Source organism: Anabaena sp. EIM26 (assembly GCF_057568715.1).
In genome coordinates this window covers 5,773,158-5,797,916 of record NZ_CM172472.1, presented here as the reverse complement: position 1 = coordinate 5,797,916, position 24,759 = coordinate 5,773,158, and the positions used below count along the sequence as shown (strand labels likewise).

Below are 24,759 nucleotides of genomic sequence, written 5' to 3'. Positions count from 1 at the left end.
ACTCATCTCATGGTATTTTTGGGAAAATAGAGACTGGAAAAAATTAAGAATTACGAATTATGGAACGTGGTCTTTTATGGTTGCCTTTATTAGTGGCATTTTTCTGGTTAGCGTGGCAAGGTTCACAGGAATTTAAAAAACTTGAAGCGTATCGAATTTGGGCAGAACAATTTGAACGAGCTAAATATGATATCTATGCAGTATTAGCTCAAAAAGGTAATGATATCACTTGGGGAAAACCTACAACTAAAGGACCCATTGAATTAGAAACTTTTTCTTTATTGGATGTTCAAGAAATCCGCTTTTTGGTAAATAGTAATTCGGTAGATATAGAAAATCCACCCCAAAAAGGTCGAAAAATTGAATTAGAGTTTTTATTGACTACTGATAAATCAATTCGTGTGCCGTTTACAGAAGTTCCTTTAGCAGCAAAATGGGGTAAATTTTTACAGAAGGCATTGAGGAATTTGCAATCAGAAAATAGTGATTAAAATTGAAAAAAGATGGATTGGTTAGAGCGCGTCGCAGAAATTCGCAAAACTTGTAACGTGCCAGCACCAGCCCGAAATGTTGCTATTGCTACAATATGGATAGATGAAACTTTTTCAGAGCTATTTGCTTTTAGTGATACACTCCTGCGAGAGGAAGCGGTTGGTTTACCTAATAAACCGATGTTTCAAACCTTTGCCGTTCGTGGACGACGAAGAGACTTAGATTCAGAGTACAAAATATTAGAGAAAATAGCCGAAAAATATACAAATAATAGAGAAGTAAAGGGTAAGATTGATTTATTCACAGAGAGACCGCCATGTAATTCGTGTGAGTATGTCATTAAGCAGTTTAGGCAAACTTTCCCGAACATTCAGCTAAATGTACATCACGGAAATATTGCATAAAGGAGTCGGTAGAAATGTCAATTTGCAATTTACCTGAACCACTTCAGCTTATTTTTAACGAAAATCAGTGTGTCTCATGTTCGGATTTGGAAATAATTCAACTTGAACGACAACAAGGTATTACTCTGCCCAGCACATACAAAGACTTTCTCAAGATGATGGGTCATGGAGCAGGTAAGTTTCTGCGTGGTTCAGATTGTTTCTACCAGCATTTACCCCAAATTCAAGAATGGGCTAAACAACTTTTGTTAGAAAATGATTTTCCTCAAGCTTTACCAGAGGATGCTTTTGTATTTTTCATGCACCAAGGTTATCAGTTTAGCTTTTTCAGGCTTTCAGAAGGTGATAACTCACCAATTTATTCATATTGCGAAGGGCAGGAAGAGCCTTATTTTGTTAAAAGCCATGATAAATTTAGTGACTTTCTAGCTGGGGAAATCGAGCTTTATTTGGAGTATTCGATGCTTCTTGCGAGTTAGGGACTTCCATAAGACTTACGCACTGTAATAGGACTTACGCAAGATTAAACTCAAAACCTGATTCTTGCGTAGGGGTAATTCATGAATTACCCCTACTTCCGTTCTGTTTTGCGTAAGTCCTGTGTAAAAACGGCACATGATATGTATGAAGTAAATCGCCTAGTTTCAGGCTTTTGGAATCGCATATGAGTGCAGTGCGTCAGATCAAGAAAATCTGTTTAAATTGAAGATTTAGACTGGGTTTGACGAATAGGAATTTCAATCACAAATTCTGCTCCTTTTCCAGGGGAAGAAATACATTTTAACGAACCGTTATGTTGTTCATTAATAATTTGATAGCTAGTATATAAACCTAATCCTGTACCTTTACCCACTGGTTTTGTCGTGTAGAAAGGATCAAATACTCTTTGTTGTATTTCTGCTGACATTCCCAAACCATTATCAGCAATGCAGATAGTGATATAATCAGAATTAGATACGTGAGTAGAAATGTGAATTTTGGGTTCAAGAATGGATAATCTAGAGTTTTGAATTCCTATTCCTTCTAAAGCATCTATAGAATTAATTAAGATATTCATAAATACTTGATTGAGTTGTCCTGCAAAACACTCAATTAATGGTAAATCACTATATTCTTTAATAATTTTAATTCTAGAAATATGTGGCTGATTATTGAAACGGTGTTTTAAAAGCATCAACGCACTATTAATACCATCATGAATATTAGTAGGTTTTAACTTAGCTTGATCAAGATGGGAAAATGTCCGTAAAGAATCAACGATTTGCTGAATACGTTCTGCACCAATCGTCATAGAAGAGATAAGATTTGGTAAGTCTTCTTTCAAAAAATCCAGTTCCATAAGTTTGGCTTGTTCATGGATTTCATCAACTGGATGGGGATAATTAATTTGATAAAGTTCTAATAATTTTAGTAAATCTTGACTATATTTATCCGCATGGGCAAGGTTGCCAAAAATAAAGTTAACAGGATTATTAATTTCATGGGCAACTCCTGCGACTAATTGACCTAAAGAGGACATTTTTTCACTTTGAATTAGTTGAGATTGAGTGCATTGTAGTTTTTGTAAAGTAGCTTCTAATTCTAATGTTCGCTGTCTAAGTTGAGTTTCTGATTTTCGTAATTCTTCCTCAGCTCGATAACGAGCCGTAACATCACGACTGACACCCAGCATAGCAAAAATTTCTCCTTTAGTATTACGTAAAGGAATTTTGCGTGTATCTAAAATATATAAATTACCATCATGATCAGGTGCAGGATCATAAGGATTATGTATTGTTTTACCTGATAAAACTAGTTGATCATCTGTGCGAAACCCACGAATTTTTTTATCAGGATTACCAAATACTATTTCTGGGGAAGTACCTATCTCTATATCATCTTTACCCAGCATATCTTCAATGGTTTTACCAAGTGAATTAGCTACGGTCTTATTAACTAGAAGATAACGATAATTTTTATCTTTGACAAATACCCAATCAAGGGTTGCCTCAAAGATCATTTTAAATAGGGAAGATTGCTCTTCCATATCTTGTAAATCTTTTTCTAATACTGTCTTTGCCTGTTTACATTCTTCTAGCTCTTGTTGTAATTGATGTTGATATTCTAATACTTTTTCAAGTTCAGCAACACGTTGACGCAAAAATGCAATTTCTTCATCTGGAGATTGATTGGACATAAAACAGTAATATATATTTAGGGTTTGCTGTTCGCGGAACGTGCCGTTAGGCATATAAATCAAAAACCTAGATATATCAATAGTTTCAGGCTGAAAAAGTTGGATAAGGTGCAAGAAATAAGCGATAAAAGTATCAAAAATAGTTCATTTACCCAGATTTGAGAATATTCTGATCTCCTTCTAATTCTTCTGCCTGACTTCTGACTCCTAGCCCTCACGGAAAGACTTTTATGGCTTACGCCACGCTACGCTATCAGCAAGCCCTATGTATTTTAATATTTAGAATCTATCATAATGACAACAAGCAAGACTTTAATACCTGTTGCTTTAACTATTGCCGGTTCGGATAGTGGTGGGGGTGCGGGAATTCAAAGCGATTTAAAAACTTTCGCCTTCCATTGTGTTCACGGAACAAGTTCTATTACTTGTATTACAGCCCAAAATACTCTCGGTGTGTTACGGGTTGATGCAATGCCTTCAGAGGCGGTGGTGGCGCAAATTCAGGCGGTGGTTGAAGATATCGGTGTCCAAGCTGCGAAAACGGGAATGTTGCTAAACCAGGACATTATTTTGGCTGTAGCCCAGCAAGTAGCAGCTTTTAAAATTAATAACTTAGTAGTTGATCCGGTGATGGTATCACGCACAGGGGCGCAGTTGATTGATGATAATGCAGTGCAAACTCTCAGTCATGAACTGATTCCCCAAGCGGTTATAATTACTCCAAATCGTTATGAAGCACAGATTTTAAGCGGGTTACAGATTGATTCTCTAGAAGATATGCAAGCCGCAGCCCAAATTATCCATCAAAAATTAGGAAATAAGGCTGTTTTGGTTAAAGGTGGGGGAATGTCTGGAAATTTGCGAGGGGTGGATATTTGGTTTGACGGGGAAAAGTTGGAGACTTTAATGACGCAACTGGTAGAGACAAAAAACACTCATGGAACTGGTTGTACTCTCTCAGCTGCGATCGCTGCTAATCTAGCTTTAGGCAAAGATCTATGGACAGCAGTCCAACACGCAAAACAATATGTAACAACTGCACTCACCTACTCTCTTGATATTGGCAAAGGACAAGGGCCTGTAGGACACTTTTTCCCATTGTTGCAAAAAAGCGACGTTTAGAAATGGACTCAAAGCTAAATAATTGCCCTCAGAGAGTTTTTGAATTATAGTCTCCGGGATACCTTTACGCTGATAGTATATTTTGTTAATCTAAAGTCCTTATTTTTATACAATATTTCCAATGCGAACAACTACAGGTCATGTTCACCGTCAACCACCTACTCCCAGCTATTCTCCCTCTGTACCCCTTCATGTGTACCGGGAATTAGCAACAGAGTTACAGGCAATACAATCAAAGTTAGATGTAGTTACTACCCATAATCAAAAGTTAGCCCAGGAAAATCAACTCCTGCGTCAAGAAATTACTAAAGTTATTCAGGCTTTTAATCACCTGCAAAATTTAGTTGAATCTTCTAATATACCTATTTCTGAACCAAAACCACGTATTAATACTGAGCTAAAACAGGTAAGTCAGCCCCCAGTTACAGCCGTACCTCCACGTCAACAGGCTTCTCGTCCCCGTCCACCCGCAGCTACAAAAGTTCCACCTAGCAAAAGCCGACGAGAGGAGTTTTCTGTACCTATTATGGATATTTTCCCGGTATCAGAAACGGTATTTGTCGAAGAACAGGAGGTACGCTATTATCCCACTCCAGAGTCAGAGTTGAAGGGGCTAAATGGTTGGTGGTTAATAATTACGATTGTATTAATGATGATCACTGGTTTTGGTGCTGGGTATTTGATTGTGCGTCCTTTGTTGCAAAACCAGAATAATTCCTAATTACCCAGCACTCGGTACTCATAACTCGGTACTCGGTACTCAGTACTACCTACTGACCTTCAACCGTTTAAACATCGCTTCTCTTCCTTGCATTGCCAAGGTATCATCTAAAGGTGAAAGTTGGATTTCTTGCTGATACTTTAACCGCAAAGCTGTTTGAATTAACCAGTCGGCAACAAAGGGATTCTTTGGTAGTAATGGCCCGTGAGAATATGTAGCGATCGCATTTTGATAAAACGCACCTTCTGTGCCATCTTCACCATTATTACCTAAACCGTAAACCACACGCCCCAAAGCTTCCACTTTCCCTAATTTGGTGCGTCCACCGTGATTTTCAAAACCGACTAGATAAGGTTTTATCCCTGTCATTGCTTCGAGTTCTTGGGCTAGGCGTGATGCTGTAACTTCTATGACTAAATTACCGATGCAACGTTTAGTATTTTCACCAGGATGAATCGAAACTAAATCGAGTATTCCTAAACCTTCAATTCTTTTCCCAAAGGCTGGTTCATAATAATTTCCCAGCAGTTGGGGAGAACCACAGGTAAAAACTCCCGGTGTGCCATTTTCGATTTTTTCCCGCATTGCGTCAGCTTTTGCACCTTGCAAGTCGCGCATAACAATCTCTTGCTGACGGTCTTGTGCGCCTCCACCGACGATCACATCTACTGATTTGATGTCATTTGCAGTGGAGTTTTGGTCAAGGGGTAAAACGGTCACATCATAGTCCCGCCATTGGGCGCGGCGTTCTATAGTTATAACATTTCCGCGATCGCCATAGGTACTCATCAACTTAGGATATAGCCAACCAATAATAATTTCCATCTGTGCAGAACTCATAAATCCTCACTTTAACAATTCCAATTAATTTGCGTTCAATGTTAGCTTATTTTTGGTGTTGCTGATTTAAGGTATGAATTAGCCTCACGCAGAGGCACAGAGAGTAAGAGTTTGAGAGATGGAATTTTTGATTTTCATATAAGGAAAGGATTCAGGATACAGAATGTTTGATATGGCAGGGAACAGACAAGAAAAATATTCTTCTTCCTGACTCCTGAATTCTTACATTTTTATATTCCTATTCAGCTAGGACTTACGCAAGATTGAACTCAAAACCTGATTCTTGCGTAGGGGTAATTCATGAATTACCCCTACTTCCGTTCTGTTTTGCGTAAGTCCTGTCAGCAATACTTTATTTTTTATATTTACCATAATTTCTAGATATTTTGTATTTTATGTAACAGTTTTATTATCACCTTGTGCAGATAATTTCTAAGGAGCTAGGCGAAAAATTTTACTGCCTCTGTTGAGATTACAGAGGGAATCGGGTTTATTTCCCAACCAAATACATTAATATATGGATTGTAAAACTGCAACTTTGGTCTACCAAACTGAAAATCATCTAGAAAAAATCCAGGAGATTTTTCCAGAAGCTTGGAAGTTTTTAGAAGAACAAGCTTTTGCTTATGTTCAAGGTAAAGCACACAAATTTGATTCTGCAATTAAAAATCTAGTTGGAGAAACCAAGTTTAAGTTTAGAATGGTTCACCGAGATGATCAAGACCAATTAACAAAAGATTTAGGTGAATTATTAGGTGATATCACCTCCCGATTATTGCTAGAAAAGCACTTTTCAGAAGTTGTGGGCAAGCCTATTTTCTTTAGTACAATTTGTTGCAGTAGTCATCTTACCACTGACCATGAATTGAGTTTAGAAGAAGTTTTACCTTTACAACGTGCTGCGGTGAAACTGCAATAACTCAACCCCAACCTCAGAACATATCTATAGCGTTTCCTCATCATATGAGGTACATTATAGCCCCCCTCATACCTTGCCTAGGGTGTACACACAAATCGTTGTAAAGTATAAAGGGAAGGGGATGATGAGTTGACACTCCCCGGTCTAAAGATGCGGGGATTCTACATTCATCGTCAAAACTTGCTCAACTTTAAGGATCTGTGTACACCGTAGCTTTGAAAAAGGGGGGTTGGGGAGATCATCTATAATCCTGACTTTGAATACTCCGCAATTTCGCCGCATCACGCATACCATAATCATCACGAGTGAAGCGATTTAACTGCATTTCAAAAAACTCACGATTTGCCTGTAGATGCTTAGGATTTGTATCATCTAGGGGATATAAAAGCGCAGTTCTTAAAGCTTGAATGACCGCAGACGTAACATTATACATTGAACGTTGGAAAGTCACACCCAACTGAATCAACATATCATCTTCACCCCGACAATGTTGTTTATAATAATCAACAAGATATTCAGGAAGAAAATGCAACATATCCTGCATTAATAATGTGGGAGGAATACCCGCAGTTCCTACAGGGAAAACGTCAGCATAGAGAATGCCATAATGAAAGTCTTTTTGGTCTGCTGGAACTTGTCCTGCTTGAGCATTATATGATTTTGTACCCCTAAATGGTGCAGTGCGGTAAAACACAGCTTCTACATAGGGTAAAGCGGCTTCATATAACCAAGTAAAGCCTTTGGATTTGGGGATGATTTCATAGCATTCACCGTCAACATAAAGATGATGATAAATAGGACGACCGGCAATGGCAAAGATACCATTAATTAAGAAATTCATCGCATCGGGAACACCTTTAAAACCGCCTTCATCATAAATATCCGACATTTCAAAAAATACTGGTGCCATCACTTCCCAAAAAAGTCCTAAGTTAGAGTAATAGGACATCATGCGGCACTGTTCCAAAAACATATCGGGAAACAGTTTATAAAGTCCCAACATGGCCGGATTTTTTTTGAAGTAAGCTTTAATTGCTTTATCAGCGTTGGCTTTATATTCGTCTGAATCTAAATAGGCATCGAATTGGTTAACTGGGGCGTACATTTTGCGATGCCATAACATTGCTTGCATACAAGCTTCGGCAAATTCCATGTTAATTCTGTCATGGAATAAATGATGTAATATTTTTGGCATTTTGCGAGTTTCGCCTTTTTCCATAAATGCCAAAAGTTCAGGATGTGCGGTAGCGACACCACGCCAAATTCTTAAATCTGCATCATCACCTGCATAATGGTTATGTAAGTCTAAATATTCTTGTGGTAAGAAGTATTTAAAGGCTGGAAGAGGATTTAAAAATACTCTTTCGGCAATATAAAGTAAGTCGCGCCAATAAAAATCCATCGGTACAGCATAAGCTTTATAAATACCGATGATTTGCATTAAGTTTTCCGGTGTATCTGGCAGCATTGAACCACCAGCTTCTAGACGGTGAATTACTTCTGCAAATTCGTGCTTTGATGGAGGTAGTTTGGTGATTGGTTTATCAGGAGTTTGTACCATTTTGATTAAGTTAGAAAGTAGGACTATTTTGTAAATTTTGTTGTAAATTTTGGCGAATCTTTAAGGCGTGAAAGATGCTTAAAACGTCATGAGTCCACACTGGTAAAATTAGAGTCATGGCGATTTCTTCAATTGTGTGGCAGAAACCAGCTATACAAGTTAGCCATAGGGCGATTCCGGCATAGTTAAAACCAAATAAGGAAACGATAGCGATAAATAAAGTAATGCCCCAAAATTTTGCTGAATATGTATGATAACTGGCGGGTTTTTTATATTTGATTAGGTTAACTATCCACCAAATTGATTGGGCAAAAACAACGGTGAGTAAGGGTAGATGATATGCCGTTAATACTTCTGGATGTACTAGCCAAGCACTGATAAATACGCAGCTAAATAAACAAACGTCTGCCCAACTATCGGCTTGCCTTAATTCGGCTGTACTTACTCCTAACTTTCTGGCGATGATGCCATCAAAAATATCACCAATAAAGGCAGTTATAAAACCAATTAAAAACCAAATTGTCGTTGTTCCGTCAAGGGCATCCCACAGGAGAAATGGGGCAACTGCAAACCGATAGATAACTAACAGTGCGGGTATGTATTTAAAGTTCATTCTTCCTCCTGGTTTTAATCTCTGAAAGAAGGAGTGAGTTGTCAGAATAAAGGGAATTGCCAGAACATTAATAAGCAAGCCAAAATCCTATGTGAAAAGTTATTTTTCTTTGCTTATTTGTAGTAATGACTTGAGGTATTTATTTGATCCTGAAATCCTGTATTCTGTTAGCGTCAGCTCCTCGCGGACGAGGCACTCCTTCTTCCATTACTTCAATGCCACTTGTGAGATTACGGTTTTTTCAGGAGTAGGAATAGCCGCTACCATTGCGGTGGTTGTGGTTTCACTCCAACGTACTAACCAGGTGGGTTGTACTCCTAAGAAAATAATGAGGGATGCCAAAATTAGGGCTGGTATTTTTTCAGCCCAGATAACTCTAGGATAATAGGCTAAGTCGTTATTGAGTCTGCCAAAACAGGTACGATTGAGGAGGATGACAAAGTAAACTGCTGTTAAACCGGAAGAGGCTACACACAATAATGTGGGTATGGGGAAGGTGCTAAAACTACCTTGGAAAACGATAAATTCAGCGATAAAGCCTGTTAAACCTGGAATACCGGCGCTGGCCATGCCACCAAGAACCAGTAAGGCACTAACGATGGGTAAGCCGCGGATAGGACTCATTAAGCCACTGAGTTTGTCGAGTTCTCTTGTTCCAACTTTTGCTTCTACAATTCCTACGAGGTGGAACAAGATGGCCAAGATAATACCGTGACTGAACATTTGCGCTACTGCACCAACTAAGGCGAGATTGGTACTGGAGGCGGCGGCTAGGAGAATATAGCCCATGTGTCCAATGGAACTATATGCTACCATGCGTTTGATGTCTTTTTGGGCGATCGCTATTACTGACCCATAAATTGCAGTGATAGCACCCCAAATGGCTAATGTTGGTGCAACTATATTCCACGCTTGGGGAAATAAACCAAACCCAAACCGTAATAATCCATAGGTTCCTAATTTTGCTAATACTCCACCTAATAAAATGGCGATAGGTGCAGAAGCTTCAACGTAAGCATCAGGTAGCCAGGTATGGAAAGGAATTAAGGGAATTTTGATGCCAAAACCTAAAATTATTCCTATTAATAATAACAGTTGCATTCCAGCAGAAATGTTTTGGGTAGAAACTGCATCTAAGGCAAAACTATGAGAACCACTTAACCATACTATACCCAAAAATGTTGCCAGAATTAACGCCCCAGAAACTGCTGTATAAATCAGAAATTTCATCCCTGCATAGGCTCGTTTTTCTCCTCCCCAAATAGAAATTAATAAATAAAAGGGGATTAATTCGAGTTCATAAAACAGGAAGAAAAGCAGTAAGTTTTGAGCTAAGAATGCACCTGCAACACCACCACTGACTAATAAAACCATTGAGTAAAAAAGTCGAGGGCGTTCGGTATCTTGACTACTGCTGTAAATAGATATCCAAGTTAATAAGCTATTTAATACCAACATCAGTATTGATAGTCCATCAACTCCTAAGTGATAACTTAAACCCAAAGTTTCATTCCAAGGTAAATATTCTTGAAACTGCATTCCTGGATTGTTGATATCAAACTTCAGCAGGATAAGAACATTCCACAATAAAACTAAAAATGATAGAGTTAAAGATACCAGTCTAACTCTGGTTTTAGGAATAACTCTATCTGGTGAAAATCCGATAATTGCCGCGCCAACAATTGGCAACCAGATTAAAACACTTAGCATAATGGGTGATTGGTGATTGGTAATTGGTAATTGGTAAGAGGTGATTGTTTTATATGAAAAAATCTCTTACTAATTGATTGCAGGAACTTAACTAACTAAGCTGACTTTACCAGTGTCTAAGTCGTAATAACCACCAACTATTTTGAGTTTATTGACTTTGATTAATTCAGATAGCACTGGGGATGATTTCAAATTTTCGATTTGCACCAAAATATTAGCTTTACAGGCGTTCTCTAATTTATCTCCTGGTTGTCCTTTAGATTTTTCTACTCCGGGTTTAATTGCTTCTATTAATTTACCAATTTGTCCTGGTACTTCTTCACCTTTAAGAGTGGCATCTACAGCACCACATCTTTCATGTCCCAGTACAAAAATTACTTTTGCACCTAATACTAAACTACCATATTCTAAACTACCAATTTCTTCTGGAGCAGCGATATTACCAGCAACACGACAAACAAATAAATCACCCAATCCCTGGTCAAAAACTATTTCTGATGGCACTCTGGAATCTGCACAACCAAGAATAGAAGCGAAGGGTTTTTGACCTTTAGCAACTTCTAGTAAGCGTGAATAACTCTGGTGTCCATAGTGGCGTTTTCTGTTGGCAAATCTATTATTACCATCCAGTAATGCTTTGATTGCTTCGTCAGGGTTAGTAATATTTTGGGCGGTGGCTACTTCAGGTGTAACTAAGTTGGAAGCTACGCTTAAAGCAACTCCAGCACCAATTGCACCTGTACCTAATTGGAGTAAATTTCTGCGCGAAAGATAGTTCTTTGGATGTTTGCTGCTCACTTATTTATTCTCAAAATTGTCAAAAGTTGTTTTCTTATTTTAGATGTTTATAAACACCTAAATTATAGATGTTCAAAAAATTAAATCTATGAACTGAATACCCCAGAAAGGCCATGTCATCCATGCACCTAAAATGCCGACCCCTAATAAAATTGTGAAGGCATAAAATTGAGTTTGTCCATTAGTGCTGTATTTTAAACTTTCCCCACCCAACAGGGAAAATAAACCCACCAAATTGACGATACCATCAACGACGAAGCGATCAAGCATATCAGCAAATTGTGAAAGTTGAGCAACTCCAAAAATTATAGTGACTTTGTAAAGTTTGGGGGTGTAAAAGTCGTAAGCTAGTAAATCTTGCAAACCTTGCCAAGGCAAGCGTATTGGTTTAGCAATGTTACCTAAATAAATGACACCACTAATACTGCAACCAAAGATACTAGACCAAATTAAAAGCAGTACTACATCTTTATTCAAAATTGCCCAATCAGGTAATAAAGATAAACTTTGCAACACCAACGGCAGATGTAAAACAAAGCCGAATAAAACCATCATTGGTAAAACCATCAACCAAATAACTTCGGGGGAACGTTCACTCATTTGTTTGGCTTTACCACCAAATATTAAAGCGAATTCTCTGGTTAAACTAAAAGCAGTTAAGCCATTGACAGCAATAATAATTCCCACTAACCAAGGTTGAGTTTCCCATAACCCATCAGCTAATTTTACTAATGCCCAAAAACTGCCTAAAGGGGGGAACCCAATTAACCCCAATGTACCCACAATAAATGCTAAACCGGAAATGGGACGACGTGACCATAAACCACCGAGTTGGGTAACATCTTGGGTGATGTTGTTTAAGATGATGCTGCCAGTACTCATGACTAAAAGTGCAGCAGATAAAGCATGGGTGAGGACTAATAATAATGCTGCATCGTCTTGTTGTGTGCCTACGGCGATAAATACTAATCCCATGTAAGCACTGACAGAATAAGATAAACAGCGTTTAATGTCAATTTGAGCGATCGCTATTAATGAACCCCCAATAGCTGTCACCGCACCAATACCTACCATTACAGAAGAAGCCACAGGGGATAAACTAAACACAGGTTGCAATTTAATCAGCACCCATGCACCACTCGCTACTACCACCGAGTTCCGCAAAATGGTACTAGGAATAGGCCCTTCCATTGCTTCATCTAGCCACAAATGCAAAGGAAACTGAGCGCATTTACCCATTGGCCCAGCAATTAAAGCCAAACAAACTAAAGTAATAGTTGTCTGGTCTACTTTTGCCGTTTGCGCCCATATTGCTAAGTCTTGATAGTCCCAAGTTCCGGCTAAAGTCCATAGTCCCAAAACTCCCATTAGCAAGAATAAGTCACCAACCCGTTTGGTTAAAAATGCATCTCGCGCACCAGTCACAACCAGAGGTTGACTGAACCATAAACCCACTAATAGATAAGTTCCCAGGGTAAGAATTTCTAGAATTACATAACTGAAAAACAGGTTATTACATAAAGCTAATGCACACAAACCAGCTTCAAATAATCCCAATAAAGAATAAAACCGTCCCCAACCCCAGTCCCTTTCCATGTAGCCCACAGCATATACTTGGGCAAGAAAATTTAAACCGGTAATGATAATTAATGCACCAACACTAATAGAAGACAGTTCTAAATTAATAGTTAGATTTAATCCAACTGTGGATAACCAAGGTATCAACACTTCTTTTGCTGGATGATTCCAGGTAGCGGTAAATGCCAAGACTGAATGCAAAAGAGAGAAGAACGTCATTACTAAATTGACGTAACCTGCTGGTCTTGATCCGGTACGACGAATAATTCCCGGTGACCAAGGTAAAGCTAAAATACCACCTAATAAAGCATAGCAAGGGACCAGCCAAACGGTCTCTAGCAGTGACTCAAACATGAATTTACCTCTATATTTGTATGAAAAAATACTGACAGAGTATCATTTATCATTGATCCCTGTAATTTTCTGTGATGAAATCAAGGCAATTTATCTTTGCTTAATATTATTAGGTTATAGCTTACCGTTATTTTCACCAAAAATGAATCAGTTAATTACACAAATTAACGATATGTCCTCTAATTTATTCTTATATTTCTATGGATTGGATTATCTAATCAAGAGTATTGATTTAACTCTATGACAATCCGGTAAAGTTTAGATCTACAACTTTAAACCCTTGTAGAGACGTTCCATGGAACGTCTCTACAATCTTTTTCACCAGATGTCTAAGAGGATGTTTGAAAAGTGGTTGCTGATGTATTAAAAACTTTAGATCCTCCTAAATTCTCCTTTTGAAGGAGGACTTTGACTCTAGTTCCCCCCTTGTTAAGGATCACTGAGTGTCTAAAATCACCACTCGGAACTTTTCAAACACCCTCTAATACACATTTGTAGTGTGAAAAGTCATAGGAATGAGTGACTTCTAGGGAATATCAGAACAAGACTGTTTCCAAGTGAGCTTTTTCTCCACAGTTTGCTTTTCGCCAGGTGGAACTGTACGCTCATCCATAAAGTAAATATCAAATTTCTCTAGTTTTTCACTGCCCTTGTGTTGATTATTCCACGCGTGACAGAGATATTTTCCATAAAGAGGATAAAGCTTTTTACCAACTGCTCGATTGAGATTAATAAAGTAAGTGCGCCATTGCATATTGTGATAAATAGCACTTCTGACACCCAAGCTAGGTTTATCCCAATTCACAGCACTTCCACCTCGGAAAATATCCACCTCGCTGCCATTTTTCAGATTACCAGGAATTATATGCCATCCATCATCTCTAGGGGGCGCAGGTGCAAAAATGCTCCAAGATTGATCAAGTCGTGTAACTCGGCCAAGAACTTCTGTATTTTGCCATATTTTTCGCTTGAATAAATCAGGAGCATAACTACTGATATTCCAGATAAAAGCGTAGATTAACAGTACCACAGCCAAAATATTCAAAAAGCGGGATTTACGAACTTCCAGAGGACGGAATTTCAAAGGTTTGGTGAAATTACCAGCGAATTTACGGTTAGATGCGATCGTTTCATAAAACTTTGTACCCCCCGCCATTACAGGTTTCCAAGTCAACACCGGTACTAAAAATTTAAATATCGGCGACAAGCTCACCACATAAGCAATGCCTTTAAATTTAAAATATCGCTTTCCTTGCCAATCTTCAATTACCCAAGAATTATGCGCTTCCATATCAGCATAGATATCCGGGTATTCCTGTGCCATTAATAACGGTGTTCCTGGCAAAATCAACAGCGTTCTTAATATATGCACTACTTTTTTACAAAAACCACAATCACGATCAAAATAAATTGTTAAACCCTGACGTGCTGGTGTTTGTAATCGCTTTTCTAAATTATTCCAAAAAGAACTGGGGAGAAATGCTAACCAACTAAAAATACTCAAAAATGGAAAAATGCCGATATTTAAAGTTAAGGCAAATCCGGCATGAAGTCCGATAAAAGTTAGAACTGCACCCAAGCGAAACCAGCTATTCCGAAAAGGAATGAATATCACCAATGGTCCAATCCATTCCAGCACCAAAGTAATTTTAGTGAAGATATTTAAAATTGGCTGAAAATTGAGGAGAAAATGACCAAAAGGAGTAACATATTGGTCAAAACTCAAAGCATAATAAACGGCGCTACCATCAACCCAAATGGGACTTTTAGTTTTAATTGCAGCTGAGAAGATATAGATAAAGCACTGCTGACACATGAGCGCGAATGTAGCACCAGATAACACTCTTTCCGGTAACTGACGTTGTGAAGTATTCAGCGCACTATCAAGAGAATAACAAGCTCCTAAAGGCAGGAACATAGCCCAAAACATGAGAGCGCGAAGGACATCATCCGCAGCGAAAATGAGGGCTGGATTGCGATTGTGGAGGGAAATGAGCAATATCCAGGAAGCAATGACAGCAACTCTAGTGCGATAACCGACTAACATCAAAAGCGCCATCAAAGTTGCGATCGCAAATAATAGTACCTGAAAAATCGGTTCACCACTAATGGCGTGTAAAGACCAATGTCCAGTTTTAGCGATTTCTTTGAGTAAAGTACGAGGAAGTACGCCGATATCAGTATAGTGGGCGGTAATATCTCTAAAGCGAGTCAATAAGTCTGTGAGGATGATTAAGGCGATACCGATGCGAAAAACCGCAAGCGATCGTAAATCTAGTCCTAAAATAGTTTCTAGATTTTTTTCCCAGGATGTTTTTGATGTTTGTTTGTGAATGGGCATAAAGTTTTTTAATAAACCACGAAGGAAGAAATATAAGTATTTTTTTAGTTAGGAAGATAGGATGGATGATTTTTATCACGCAGAGGCGCAGAGACACAGAGAGGATAAAGAGTTTGAGATTTCATCCTGATTCAGCAACACCTATTTTCTTTTTAGTAGTTTTTTCATACTTCCTACTATCCACCTTTTAGCTACTTGAAGTTTATGTTTTAGGGTTGGTAAACGTTGAATATACACTCCTCTGCGAATGATGCGAGCTAGATTACCATCTAAGGTGATACCAAAGCTATAAACTACAGCATTCTTAATACCTAAAGTTAGCATTTCTCCCAGGTGTAAGTAACTAAATGGTTTTAATTTACGTCCTGTGATTTTTGCCCAGATATTACGAGCCGCACAGGGAGCTTGTTGAAAGGCTGCTTGGGCTGTAGCGGGAGATTCTTTACCTTGAATATCTCGAATTTCTGCCAGGTCTCCTAAGACAAATACATTTGGATATTCTGCTAGTTGCAAAGTTGGTGTAGCAATTAATTGTCCTTGTTGATTATGTTGACAATTTAGGTTTTTTATCAATTCAATTGATTGATTTCCTCCTGTCCACAAAACTAAATCTGTCTGGAATTTATGAGTTTTACCTTGATGATTAACAATAATTGCATCAGGTTTGATAGTTTCTATATTGGTGTCTAATTCTATTCTCACACCCCGTTTAACTAAAGCTCTATATGATGCAGTACGACTACCTTTAGAGAAAGTTTTAAGTATTTCATTTCCTCGGTCAATTAAGCGAATTTCTCCGCGTTTTTTGAGTCTATCTGCCAATTTACAAGCTATTTCTACACCATTAGGGCCTGCTCCAGCGATAGCTATCCGAATTAATGGTATATCCGATGCTTCCAAAAACTGCAATCGGTTTTTTAAATATTCAGCATCAGCCAAAGTACGAAAGGTGCGAGCATATTCTGTTGCACCTGGGACTACATCTAATCTTGTTTCTTTGCCAACAGCTAATACTAAATAGTCATAAGTTAGTATTTCTCCATTTTGTAAATTTACCAATTGGTTTTCTAAATCAACACCTTTAATTTCTGCCTGATAAAATTGAGCTTGACTATCTGAAAGCAATTTTTTATAAGCTGGGGCGATTTCGCCATTATGTAATTCTCCTGTTACGACTTCATAGAGTAAAGGAGTAAATAAGAAATGCGCTCGTTTTTCAATCAAAATGATCTCATAATTAGGCTGACGAATTTGAGCAAATTTTCCTAATTCCAAAGCCGTATATAGCCCACCAAACCCACCACCTAAAATACAAATCCGCAACGGATATGGTTGTTTTAGTTTACGTTTTTGAGGGATTTTGTCTTTTATTTCATACATGAGTTATAATTTTGCCTTTTTTTATTGCACGCAGAGACGCAGAGGCGCAGAGAGATGAAAATAGAAATCTTTTATTTGAATTTTACTTAATTACGAACTATATTTACAGCTTTCAACTGTTCTACAAGTTCAATGGTTCGAGTCCGGCGACCATCAGGATTAAGATGATAATGAGTATCAGCAAATAAGCTAGAATCAGTCTGAATATTTAAGGTTTCTTTGTTATAAAGTACAGGGGCAATTTCCCCCAAATCTTCTGCTGTCTTGCGGATATTATTGAGGGTTTTAGTATCAGTGCTGCCATAAATCCAAGAAAGCCCTAATACCAAAGTTGCTCCTTTGGCTTCAATTTCTTGTTTAAATTGCTGAATCCGTTTTAGAGAATGAGGAGAAACGCTATCATTGATTTTCAATTCCCACCATTCGCTTTTAGTCCGTTTTTTCATAACTGTTGGATCACCTTTGGCTGTAACTGGGTCAGAATAATAGCCTGTGAAATGACCTTTTTCTACTAAATCTAAAGATGATTTAGTGGCAGCGCGTAGGGAGGGTATACCTAATAACATCAAGTCTTGGGCTAGTTGTTTGGGGGGTACATTTCCTAAACCGGGTTTACCAATAGCAACACCAAATTGACCAGAGCGATCGCCCCATCCATCTTTATCTAGCAACAATAAATATTCGGGAATAAGAATGACAATATCGCCTTTTCTGATGACATCAGAGGTACTAGGCAAAATTACATCTAAACCGATGGGTCCATCTGTGGCTATGTTGAGGGTGGGGATTCCCAATTTTTGTTGTATTAGACCTGCATCTACTGTGTAGTGAGCGCCAGATCCACCGACGATGAGAATTCGCTGGTATGCTTGTACTTCCTTAGCTATAGCCATTTTTTGTTCATACATCATCCGCAACCAGCTAAGTTCACCACCATAACGAGCATTGTAGAAATAACCAACACCCCAAGTTAAAGTAGCGATCGCAAACCAACTAGAAAATCTGAGAAACTTTTTCATAACAGGTGACAGGTGACAGTTAAGAGTTTTAACTGATAACTGAATCTAGAACTCAAAGTAAATAAACGGTGAAGGTGTATTAGCCGCAAATAAAATAGTTAGCACTAACAAAATCCTTGACATCCAAGGAGAAATTAATAAATCATATTCAGTTTCTCCTTGTCGCCAAACTCCAATTTGTTCCATTAACAATAGTCCTATAGACAGCACTAAAGTTAATACTAAAGCTGCTGCTCCATTCCCATTAAAGAATGTCAAAGCTTCACCCAAGTTAGATAAAGAATAATTCCCAGGAATTACCAAAACTTTCAGCTTTTCCACTAACCGCAAAGTATTGGTTTCCATAAAAAACAGACATCCTAAAATGATAGATCCAAAGGTCAAAGCCCAGGAAATGAACTGAGGCATGAGGAACTTTTGCTGTCCTAAAAATTTATAAAAAGGTCTTCCTGCATAACGCAGTACTAACAGCAGTAGTCCGTGATAAGCTCCCCAAAGAATGAAGTTCCAGGCTGCTCCATGCCAAAAACCAGATAGGGTAAATGTAATAAATAGATAGAATGGGGCTAACTTCATGTTTTTACCCATTAAAGGCAGAAAAACATAGTCCCGAAACCAAGTGCTGAGGGTAACGTGCCACCTGCGCCAAAACTCGTTAATACTCTGGGAAGTATAGGGAGCAAGGAAGTTCAGGGTTAAATTAATACCTAGAAATTTTGCTAAACCCAGGGCTATAAAACTATATCCACCAAAATCAAAATAAATTTGCAGCGTAAATAAAAAGGCAAAAAACCAGACTAGCCAAGGATTATCAACTTGATCTACTTTGATGTAAGGTGAAATATTGTCAGCTAGAACAAACTTCATAAATAGTCCTAGAGATAGCCAACGAAAACCAGCTTCAAAGTTATCAAATGTGAATTTAAACTGAAATTTTTCAATCTGGGGAAACAGATCAGATTGACGTTCAATTGGCCCTGCTACGACTTGGGGGAAAAAGGAAACAAAGTTGATGTAATCTAAAGCTGCAATGGGTTGTTTTTTGGCGCTCTTGTAGGAGTCAACCACAAACGCCACCATTTGGAAAGTATAAAACGACAATCCAGGAGGGATGGAACCCATACCAGGAATAGACTTTGATTGCCAATTTGCTGTCAATCCTGGTATGACTAAGCCCAAAACATCTTCAACAAAGAAGTTCAGGTATTTGAAATAGGCGAGGATAGCAACATCTATCACTACTACAATGGTAGCGATCGCTTTAGCTTGCCATTTTTCTTGCCTCAACATCAACCACACCATCACGTAGTTGAAAATAATTTCGCAGATAAAGATGACAAAACTAGACTTGGAAGCATTGAGAAACAAGAACAACGACATTGATACCAAGCCAACCGTGTCGAAAATACCTCTCCACAGGTTCAAAGACTTGGCAACATAACGGACTGTAAAATAAGGGATGCTAAATAGCAGTAGCACCCACCAGAAGGAAAACTCCGAGAAATTCAACTCACCCTGCCTCCAGTCTAAGAAATGCGTGAAATATATAAACTACTCAACTAATGGGTAAATTAGTTACAACATTTTTCAGGTATTTAGACCACACTCTTAATCTCTCTCTGTGCCTCTGCGTGAGACAAAAAATGAGTTCATCTACCCGAAAATTGCTATAATTTCCTCTCCCCATTTCCCCCAACATCAACTACCACTGATTTTGTTCCAAAGTCCACCCCAGCCTTTACCTTGGGTAATTGCTTCTTCTTTTGGTTTGCTGGCAACAGCAGCTGTTTTGGTAACACTGGTTGCGGCAGGTAATACACTCAGTTCATTGACTAAATATTGAGCAGCTTTTTCAATAGTTGGATAGTCCCAAAGTAAAGTGGAAGGCAGTTCTGCATCTAACCAATCTTCCATATCACCAACAATAGTTACAGAGTCAATGGAGTCTAAACCATAGCGAGTCAAAGGTTCAGTAACTTTGATAGTTTGAGCATTGATACCCAGTTGTGTGGCAATCTGATTAACTAACCATTCTTGGATAGTATCAACAGCATTCATAGTATTAAGCTTGGAGTTGGAGTTTTGGACTTGCATAATTGGTAGTTTCCTGTTTTGTAGAATTTGCTAGTTGGAAGGGAACAATGGAAAACATCTTGTCTTGGTTGTACAAGCGGATTAACTCTTGGGTAACAGCCCCGTCATCAATCCTTCCAGGCAATGCTTTGGCAGGGCGAAATGCCAGCATCAGCTTCCGCAAGCTAAGTGCCAGCCACTCTCCGTTAGCAAAGAATTCTCCTAGATGATGGCGGTTATGAAGCCACGTATGCACACAAGCCGCCGCTACGTGCATGACGCAGTATTGTTTCGCCATATCAAACACCTCTGGCGATTGCTCATGCCCAAACTGGAAGGTAGAAGCTGTAATTTGCTCATCAAGCGTGTTTAACTCTTCCTGAACTATGTTGGTCAGGGTGATGATTTGGTACAGAATGTCTGGGTCAAGATTTGAGTCTGCCTTGAGATGTTTTAGGGATGTCAAGGCTAAATCTAGTCCTTGGAGTACATCGTCACCTCCACGGTTGACCAATTCCAGTTTTTTGCCGTTGAAAGGGGGCAAAGGCTGTGTGAAGTCAAAAGTGGTAGCTAGGCGTGTTTGTAGTTTGTCTAGGTTAACTCCAGTATTTCTAACGCGAGATTTAGCTAACTGCCGCAGTTGCAAAAGTAGGGCATGAAGATTAACGACGGTGCTGCCATCAAACATACTGATGATCGCGTTATCCCGCAAAACTTTTTGGAAAATGCCCCAGTCATGTGCTTCCCGCATATAGAAGCGTGAACCTAAAACGACGGAGACATTCTGCACCGTTGTTTCCAAGGTAGTAGTAACGAAGTATTTGACTACTGCTGACCAAACGCTAATTTGCTCTGGCATGGTGTTAAATCCCCGCGCCACCCCGATGGTGGCACAGTCACAAATGAGGATATCCAAAAACCCATCTGTAAGAGTGCGTTTGGGTTGGGGCATATCAAAGACTGTCTTGCCATATAGTTTGCGTTCTATGGCAAATTTGAGGGTGGTACGCAGGGCTGTATCTGCGGCTCCTTGGGAAAAGGCTGCACATAAGGCTCTGGTAATTTGGAAGCCTTTGAGGGCTAGTTCTAGTCCTGCGCCTTCTGCTCCTAACCTCATGGATTCTGGGATGTAGCAGTTCTCGAAGCGAATACCACTCATATCAGAACCACGTACTCCGTGAGTGAGAATTTTAGGGAGGTGGCTATAGTTGTCTTGGTCAATTTTGCTCTTTTCTACCATGAACAGGGAAAGGCTCCTGGCTCCTCCTTCGTCGTCGGTTCTGGCGAGTACGAAAGCGATTCCAGAGATGGTGGCGCGGTTAATTGGCCATTTCTCTCCATTGAGGATGTAGCCTCCAGGAACTTTTTTGGCTTGCATATCGCCGCCCAGGAGGTCGCTACCATGTGCTTTTTCTGAATAGGCTAGGCACATAGCACCGTTAGCATCTTTCATGAAGCTGGACAGAGTGTGTTTTTGCTCGTCTGTTCCTGCCATCCAGACCAAATATGACCAAAACATGGTGGTAAATGCGATCGCAGCGGTTTGATCTCGCCGTGAAAGCACCCGCACAAAGGAGATAAACTCGTCAAAGCCGGTAAACTCACCACCGCATTCTGTGGGGATGTAATAGTGTTGGAGTTTCCAGTTGTATAGCCAGTTAATGATTTCGTGAGGAAATTCTTCCTTTTCATCCAGGTCTATCACCTGTTTGAAGGACATCATATTATCTGGGTTGCCAGGGTCGCCTAAATCTCGTTCTAGTGCTTCGGCGACCCAAAATTGTTGGAGTAGCTGCATGGTTTTCTCCTTAATGGGTAACTTGCACTTGATCCAGCAAGGAATTGACTTCCTGTGATAGTTGTTGGTAGCTGGCACAAAATTTAGGGTTTTCGCTCCAGTCTGCTAACACGCCCAATTCACCTGCGAGGAAACTGGCTTTACAAGCACGACGCTGAATCTTGCCACTGGATGTTTTGAGGACGTTACCCGGCTTGGCTAAGACGATCGCATAAACTTGCAGTTCATGAATTTCGGCGATCGCTTGTCGGATACTGTTAATTACCTCATCGGCTACAAACTCTTCCGGATTGCGTTTGACTTCCTGCACGATCACTAGTCGCTCAACTGCATCCACAACTATGGAAAAGGCTGCACCGTAGTCTGGACGCAGGGCAGGATGAATTTGCTGCACTGTCCACTCTAAATCTTGGGGATAGTGGTTAGTACCCCTGATAATGATCAAGTCTTTGATACGTCCCGTGATGAACAACTCACCACCTTTGATAAAACCTAAATCACCTGTCCGCAGGAATGGCCCTTCATTAGTATCGACAGTGTAGGCGCGGAAGGTACTCTCACTTTCTTCCGGGCGATTCCAGTAACCCCCAGCCACACTAGGATCAGATACCCAAACCTCACCCACCTCATCGGCTGAACAACGAGTTAAGGTATCGGGATTTGCGATCGCTACTTTGGTATCACATACCAACTGACCACATCCAGGAATCGCCCGCACACCATCACCCCAGCTACTGGCTTCGACAATTTTGTTTTTCTCAATTTCCGATGTTTTTACCAGACAAAGTACAGGTGGTTTATCTCTAGGACTAGTTGACACCAGCAATGTATCTTCTGCCAATCCATAAGCCGGTGCAAAGCTTTCCCAACGGAATCCACAAGGCGCAAACTTCTCAAAGAACTCTTCCAACACCCTAGGATTAATGGGTTCTGCCGCATTACCCGCTGCTACCCAACTGCTGAGATCAAGACTTTCCATCTGTAAATCAGTAACACGTCCGACACACTGCTCATAAGCAAAGTTAGGAGCCTGACTATGAGTACCTCTATAGCGCGAAATAGCCTGGAGCCAACGAATCGGCTGTTTAATGAAAGCTAGAGGAGACATGACGTAGCAAGGATGACCATTGTAGAGTGGTTCAGTCAATCCCTCCACCAGTCCGTAATCATGGAAGTAAGGCATCCAAGTGATAGAAACACTCTCTGCATCATAGCCACAGGCTTTTTGCAAATAGCCACAGTGGTGCATGATGTTGTGGTGGCTGATCATCACCCCTTTCGGTGTGGAGGTCGAACCCGATGTATATTGCAGATATGCCAGGGTATCTGGACTAACTTGAGGATCTTGCCACTGTTCTGCCATTGTCAGATCAATATCTTCAGTAGCTATCCATTGCATCTGCTCAAACTCTGGAAAATCTAATTCTGCCTCTTGCAAAATGGTGAGAAAGCGTTCAGTGGTTAAGGCAAAGGCCGCATTCGCATCTTTTACTATCGCCCTCAACCGAGGCAAAGCCCGCTTCAGCCTGCCCGCATCTGGCGGTGGTACTGGTATAGCTATCACCCCACCATAGAGACTACCCAAGAAAGCCGCTATGACATCCAATCCTTGAGGGTAAAGCAATAATGCTCGCTGGCCTTTTCCGTTATATTTTTGCAACAGTGCGCCAATCGCACGGGCATGAAGGTCAAGTTCACCATAGGTTAACTTGCTTCCCTCTTTTTTTCCATCAATCAGGAACGTATAGGCGAGTTTGTCCACTTCATGGGTAGCACGCCAGCGCAGTAATTCTATCAAGGTAGAGGCGTTTGTCATTGGCAAATTTTGGGTAGCGGGGCATTGATTCATTTGGCGACTCCGTACAGAGTAGGGTTATCTGAATCTATGGCTCTACACATATCTCATCTGTAAGGAGTACATCTGTATAGCTATGTGTTTGACTGGATTTTTCTATCTCTAAACTTAATCGTGACACATACAAACAATTTAGTGAAATATCCATCCGTATTTTCACTAAATCAATAAACTTAACCTTTATTAACAACCGTTAATTCACTAGTCTCAAATTGGCAAAAGTATTGTTTTTGAAGAGTTTTGCCTTTTAGATCAGTGTAAATACGAGATAATAACAATGATTTTCTCTATGAATTTTCTATGAATTTTTTTTTGAGTGGAAAATTGTTATGGTTGTTATGCTTAGGACTTACGCAAGATTGAACTAAAAATCTGATTCTTGCGTAGGGGTAATTCATGAATTAGCCCTATCTCGGTTTTGTTGTGCTTAAGTCTGTATGTTGTGCTGCGCGACAACACACCTTACATAGCTGAAAATATTAGCACCGACGTGTCAATTCAGGGTTTCTAATCTGCTAAAAAACCATTGTTTAGAACCCATCATAAAAATTGGGTTGCCGACCAGAGCGTTAATTGTGGAAAAATTATTAAGAACCCTAGTTATATATCACGGCAATCATTCTGAAGTCATAGCTTCGTCCCAAAATGGAGTGAAAGCGATTTAGGAACGGGGTGTTGCTTTTGGCAAACAACAGGTTAAACTGGGACTTTATAGCCAGTTGTAATTAGGCTAAAATATTGCAATAGCCCTAGCCTGTTAGCAAATGGTGATATGAAGCTTGTCTTTGCCAATAAAAAACCCCCAGTAGCTATTAGCCAGCTAGGGGAGATTAGTTATCAGGGTGCATCTACCAATTTAATTTTCTCAGGTGCTTCACTATCCTCCGGATAAATTTCTCCTCCATTTGTTTTTGTTTCTGAATCAAAAACTCTCAGTGGGCGTTAGTCAACTAGGGGAGGTTAGTTATCAGTGTGAATATAGCAAGTAAATGTTATTTTTTAATC

Annotated in this window: 20 protein-coding genes; 6 read left to right on the top strand and 14 right to left on the bottom strand. The window is 39.6% G+C overall.

Annotated elements, in window-relative coordinates:
* The first annotated feature begins 59 nt into the window (after nucleotides 1-59).
* The 3 genes from AC012T_RS25195 to AC012T_RS25185 are packed head-to-tail and all read left to right on the top strand — an operon-like array spanning nucleotide 60 to nucleotide 1,375.
* Nucleotides 60-491, top strand: coding sequence for a hypothetical protein (locus AC012T_RS25195; RefSeq protein WP_487061845.1), 432 nt, complete (start codon nucleotides 60-62; stop codon nucleotides 489-491).
* Nucleotides 492-503: 12 nt separating this feature from the next.
* Entirely contained in the window at nucleotides 504-896 is a 393-nt protein-coding gene (locus AC012T_RS25190) for a deaminase domain-containing protein (protein WP_487061843.1), read from the top strand.
* Nucleotides 897-910: 14 nt separating this feature from the next.
* Entirely contained in the window at nucleotides 911-1,375 is a 465-nt protein-coding gene (locus AC012T_RS25185) for an SMI1/KNR4 family protein (RefSeq protein WP_487061841.1), read from the top strand.
* 218 nt (nucleotides 1,376-1,593) lie between these two features.
* On the opposite strand, the gene AC012T_RS25180 is transcribed toward AC012T_RS25185, so the two are convergent.
* Nucleotides 1,594-3,072, bottom strand: a complete 1,479-nt coding sequence (locus tag AC012T_RS25180; protein WP_487061839.1) for a PAS domain-containing sensor histidine kinase — start codon at nucleotides 3,070-3,072, stop codon at nucleotides 1,594-1,596.
* Between the two features lie 294 nt (nucleotides 3,073-3,366).
* On the opposite strand from AC012T_RS25180, the gene thiD reads away from it, so the two are divergent.
* Together thiD and AC012T_RS25170 are read left to right on the top strand one after the other, a co-directional pair.
* The gene (gene thiD, locus AC012T_RS25175; RefSeq protein ID WP_487061837.1) at nucleotides 3,367-4,194 is read left to right on the top strand and encodes a bifunctional hydroxymethylpyrimidine kinase/phosphomethylpyrimidine kinase; all 828 of its coding nucleotides are present in this window, start codon (nucleotides 3,367-3,369) and stop codon (nucleotides 4,192-4,194) included.
* 121 nt (nucleotides 4,195-4,315) lie between these two features.
* Nucleotides 4,316-4,915, top strand: a complete 600-nt coding sequence (locus AC012T_RS25170) for a hypothetical protein (protein ID WP_487061835.1) — start codon at nucleotides 4,316-4,318, stop codon at nucleotides 4,913-4,915.
* A gap of 45 nt (nucleotides 4,916-4,960) precedes the next feature.
* Here the strand turns inward: AC012T_RS25170 and AC012T_RS25165 are convergent, their stop codons facing one another.
* A complete protein-coding gene (locus AC012T_RS25165) occupies nucleotides 4,961-5,755 on the bottom strand; it encodes a type 1 glutamine amidotransferase (protein ID WP_487061833.1) in 795 nt (264 codons plus the stop codon).
* Between the two features lie 517 nt (nucleotides 5,756-6,272).
* Here AC012T_RS25165 and AC012T_RS25160 point away from each other — a divergent pair.
* Nucleotides 6,273-6,674 (top strand): hypothetical protein, encoded by a 402-nt coding sequence (locus AC012T_RS25160; RefSeq protein ID WP_487061831.1) that lies wholly within the window; start codon nucleotides 6,273-6,275, stop codon nucleotides 6,672-6,674.
* A gap of 238 nt (nucleotides 6,675-6,912) precedes the next feature.
* Here the strand turns inward: AC012T_RS25160 and AC012T_RS25155 are convergent, their stop codons facing one another.
* The 12 genes from AC012T_RS25155 to AC012T_RS25100 form a co-directional block, all read right to left on the bottom strand.
* Nucleotides 6,913-8,235, bottom strand: coding sequence for a CO2 hydration protein (locus tag AC012T_RS25155; protein WP_487061829.1), 1,323 nt, complete (start codon nucleotides 8,233-8,235; stop codon nucleotides 6,913-6,915).
* A 10-nt stretch (nucleotides 8,236-8,245) separates the two neighbouring features.
* On the bottom strand, nucleotides 8,246-8,848 hold the full coding sequence (locus tag AC012T_RS25150; protein WP_487061827.1) for a CDP-alcohol phosphatidyltransferase family protein: 603 nt from the start codon (nucleotides 8,846-8,848) through the stop codon (nucleotides 8,246-8,248).
* A gap of 207 nt (nucleotides 8,849-9,055) precedes the next feature.
* Nucleotides 9,056-10,558: an NADH-quinone oxidoreductase subunit M gene (locus AC012T_RS25145; protein WP_487061825.1), complete on the bottom strand. Its 1,503-nt coding sequence runs from the start codon at nucleotides 10,556-10,558 to the stop codon at nucleotides 9,056-9,058.
* Between the two features lie 87 nt (nucleotides 10,559-10,645).
* On the bottom strand, nucleotides 10,646-11,356 hold the full coding sequence (locus tag AC012T_RS25140; protein ID WP_487061823.1) for a carbonic anhydrase: 711 nt from the start codon (nucleotides 11,354-11,356) through the stop codon (nucleotides 10,646-10,648).
* Nucleotides 11,357-11,428: 72 nt separating this feature from the next.
* Entirely contained in the window at nucleotides 11,429-13,288 is a 1,860-nt protein-coding gene (locus AC012T_RS25135; RefSeq protein WP_487061821.1) for an NAD(P)H-quinone oxidoreductase subunit F, read from the bottom strand.
* Nucleotides 13,289-13,814: 526 nt separating this feature from the next.
* Nucleotides 13,815-15,629: a hypothetical protein gene (locus AC012T_RS25130; RefSeq protein WP_487061819.1), complete on the bottom strand. Its 1,815-nt coding sequence runs from the start codon at nucleotides 15,627-15,629 to the stop codon at nucleotides 13,815-13,817.
* 141 nt (nucleotides 15,630-15,770) lie between these two features.
* Nucleotides 15,771-17,009: an NAD(P)/FAD-dependent oxidoreductase gene (locus AC012T_RS25125; protein WP_487061817.1), complete on the bottom strand. Its 1,239-nt coding sequence runs from the start codon at nucleotides 17,007-17,009 to the stop codon at nucleotides 15,771-15,773.
* Nucleotides 17,010-17,095: 86 nt separating this feature from the next.
* Nucleotides 17,096-18,028, bottom strand: a complete 933-nt coding sequence (locus tag AC012T_RS25120; protein ID WP_487061815.1) for a hypothetical protein — start codon at nucleotides 18,026-18,028, stop codon at nucleotides 17,096-17,098.
* A 45-nt stretch (nucleotides 18,029-18,073) separates the two neighbouring features.
* Nucleotides 18,074-19,507, bottom strand: a complete 1,434-nt coding sequence (locus AC012T_RS25115; RefSeq protein ID WP_487061813.1) for an MBOAT family O-acyltransferase — start codon at nucleotides 19,505-19,507, stop codon at nucleotides 18,074-18,076.
* A 219-nt stretch (nucleotides 19,508-19,726) separates the two neighbouring features.
* Nucleotides 19,727-20,122 (bottom strand): acyl carrier protein, encoded by a 396-nt coding sequence (locus tag AC012T_RS25110; RefSeq protein WP_487061811.1) that lies wholly within the window; start codon nucleotides 20,120-20,122, stop codon nucleotides 19,727-19,729.
* Complete coding sequence (locus tag AC012T_RS25105; protein WP_487061809.1) at nucleotides 20,091-21,899, bottom strand: acyl-CoA dehydrogenase family protein; 1,809 nt, start codon at nucleotides 21,897-21,899, stop codon at nucleotides 20,091-20,093. The genes AC012T_RS25110 and AC012T_RS25105 overlap by 32 nt, the downstream gene beginning before the upstream one ends.
* Before the next feature lie 10 nt (nucleotides 21,900-21,909).
* Entirely contained in the window at nucleotides 21,910-23,715 is a 1,806-nt protein-coding gene (locus tag AC012T_RS25100; protein WP_487061807.1) for a fatty acyl-AMP ligase, read from the bottom strand.
* Nucleotides 23,716-24,759 lie beyond the last annotated feature (1,044 nt).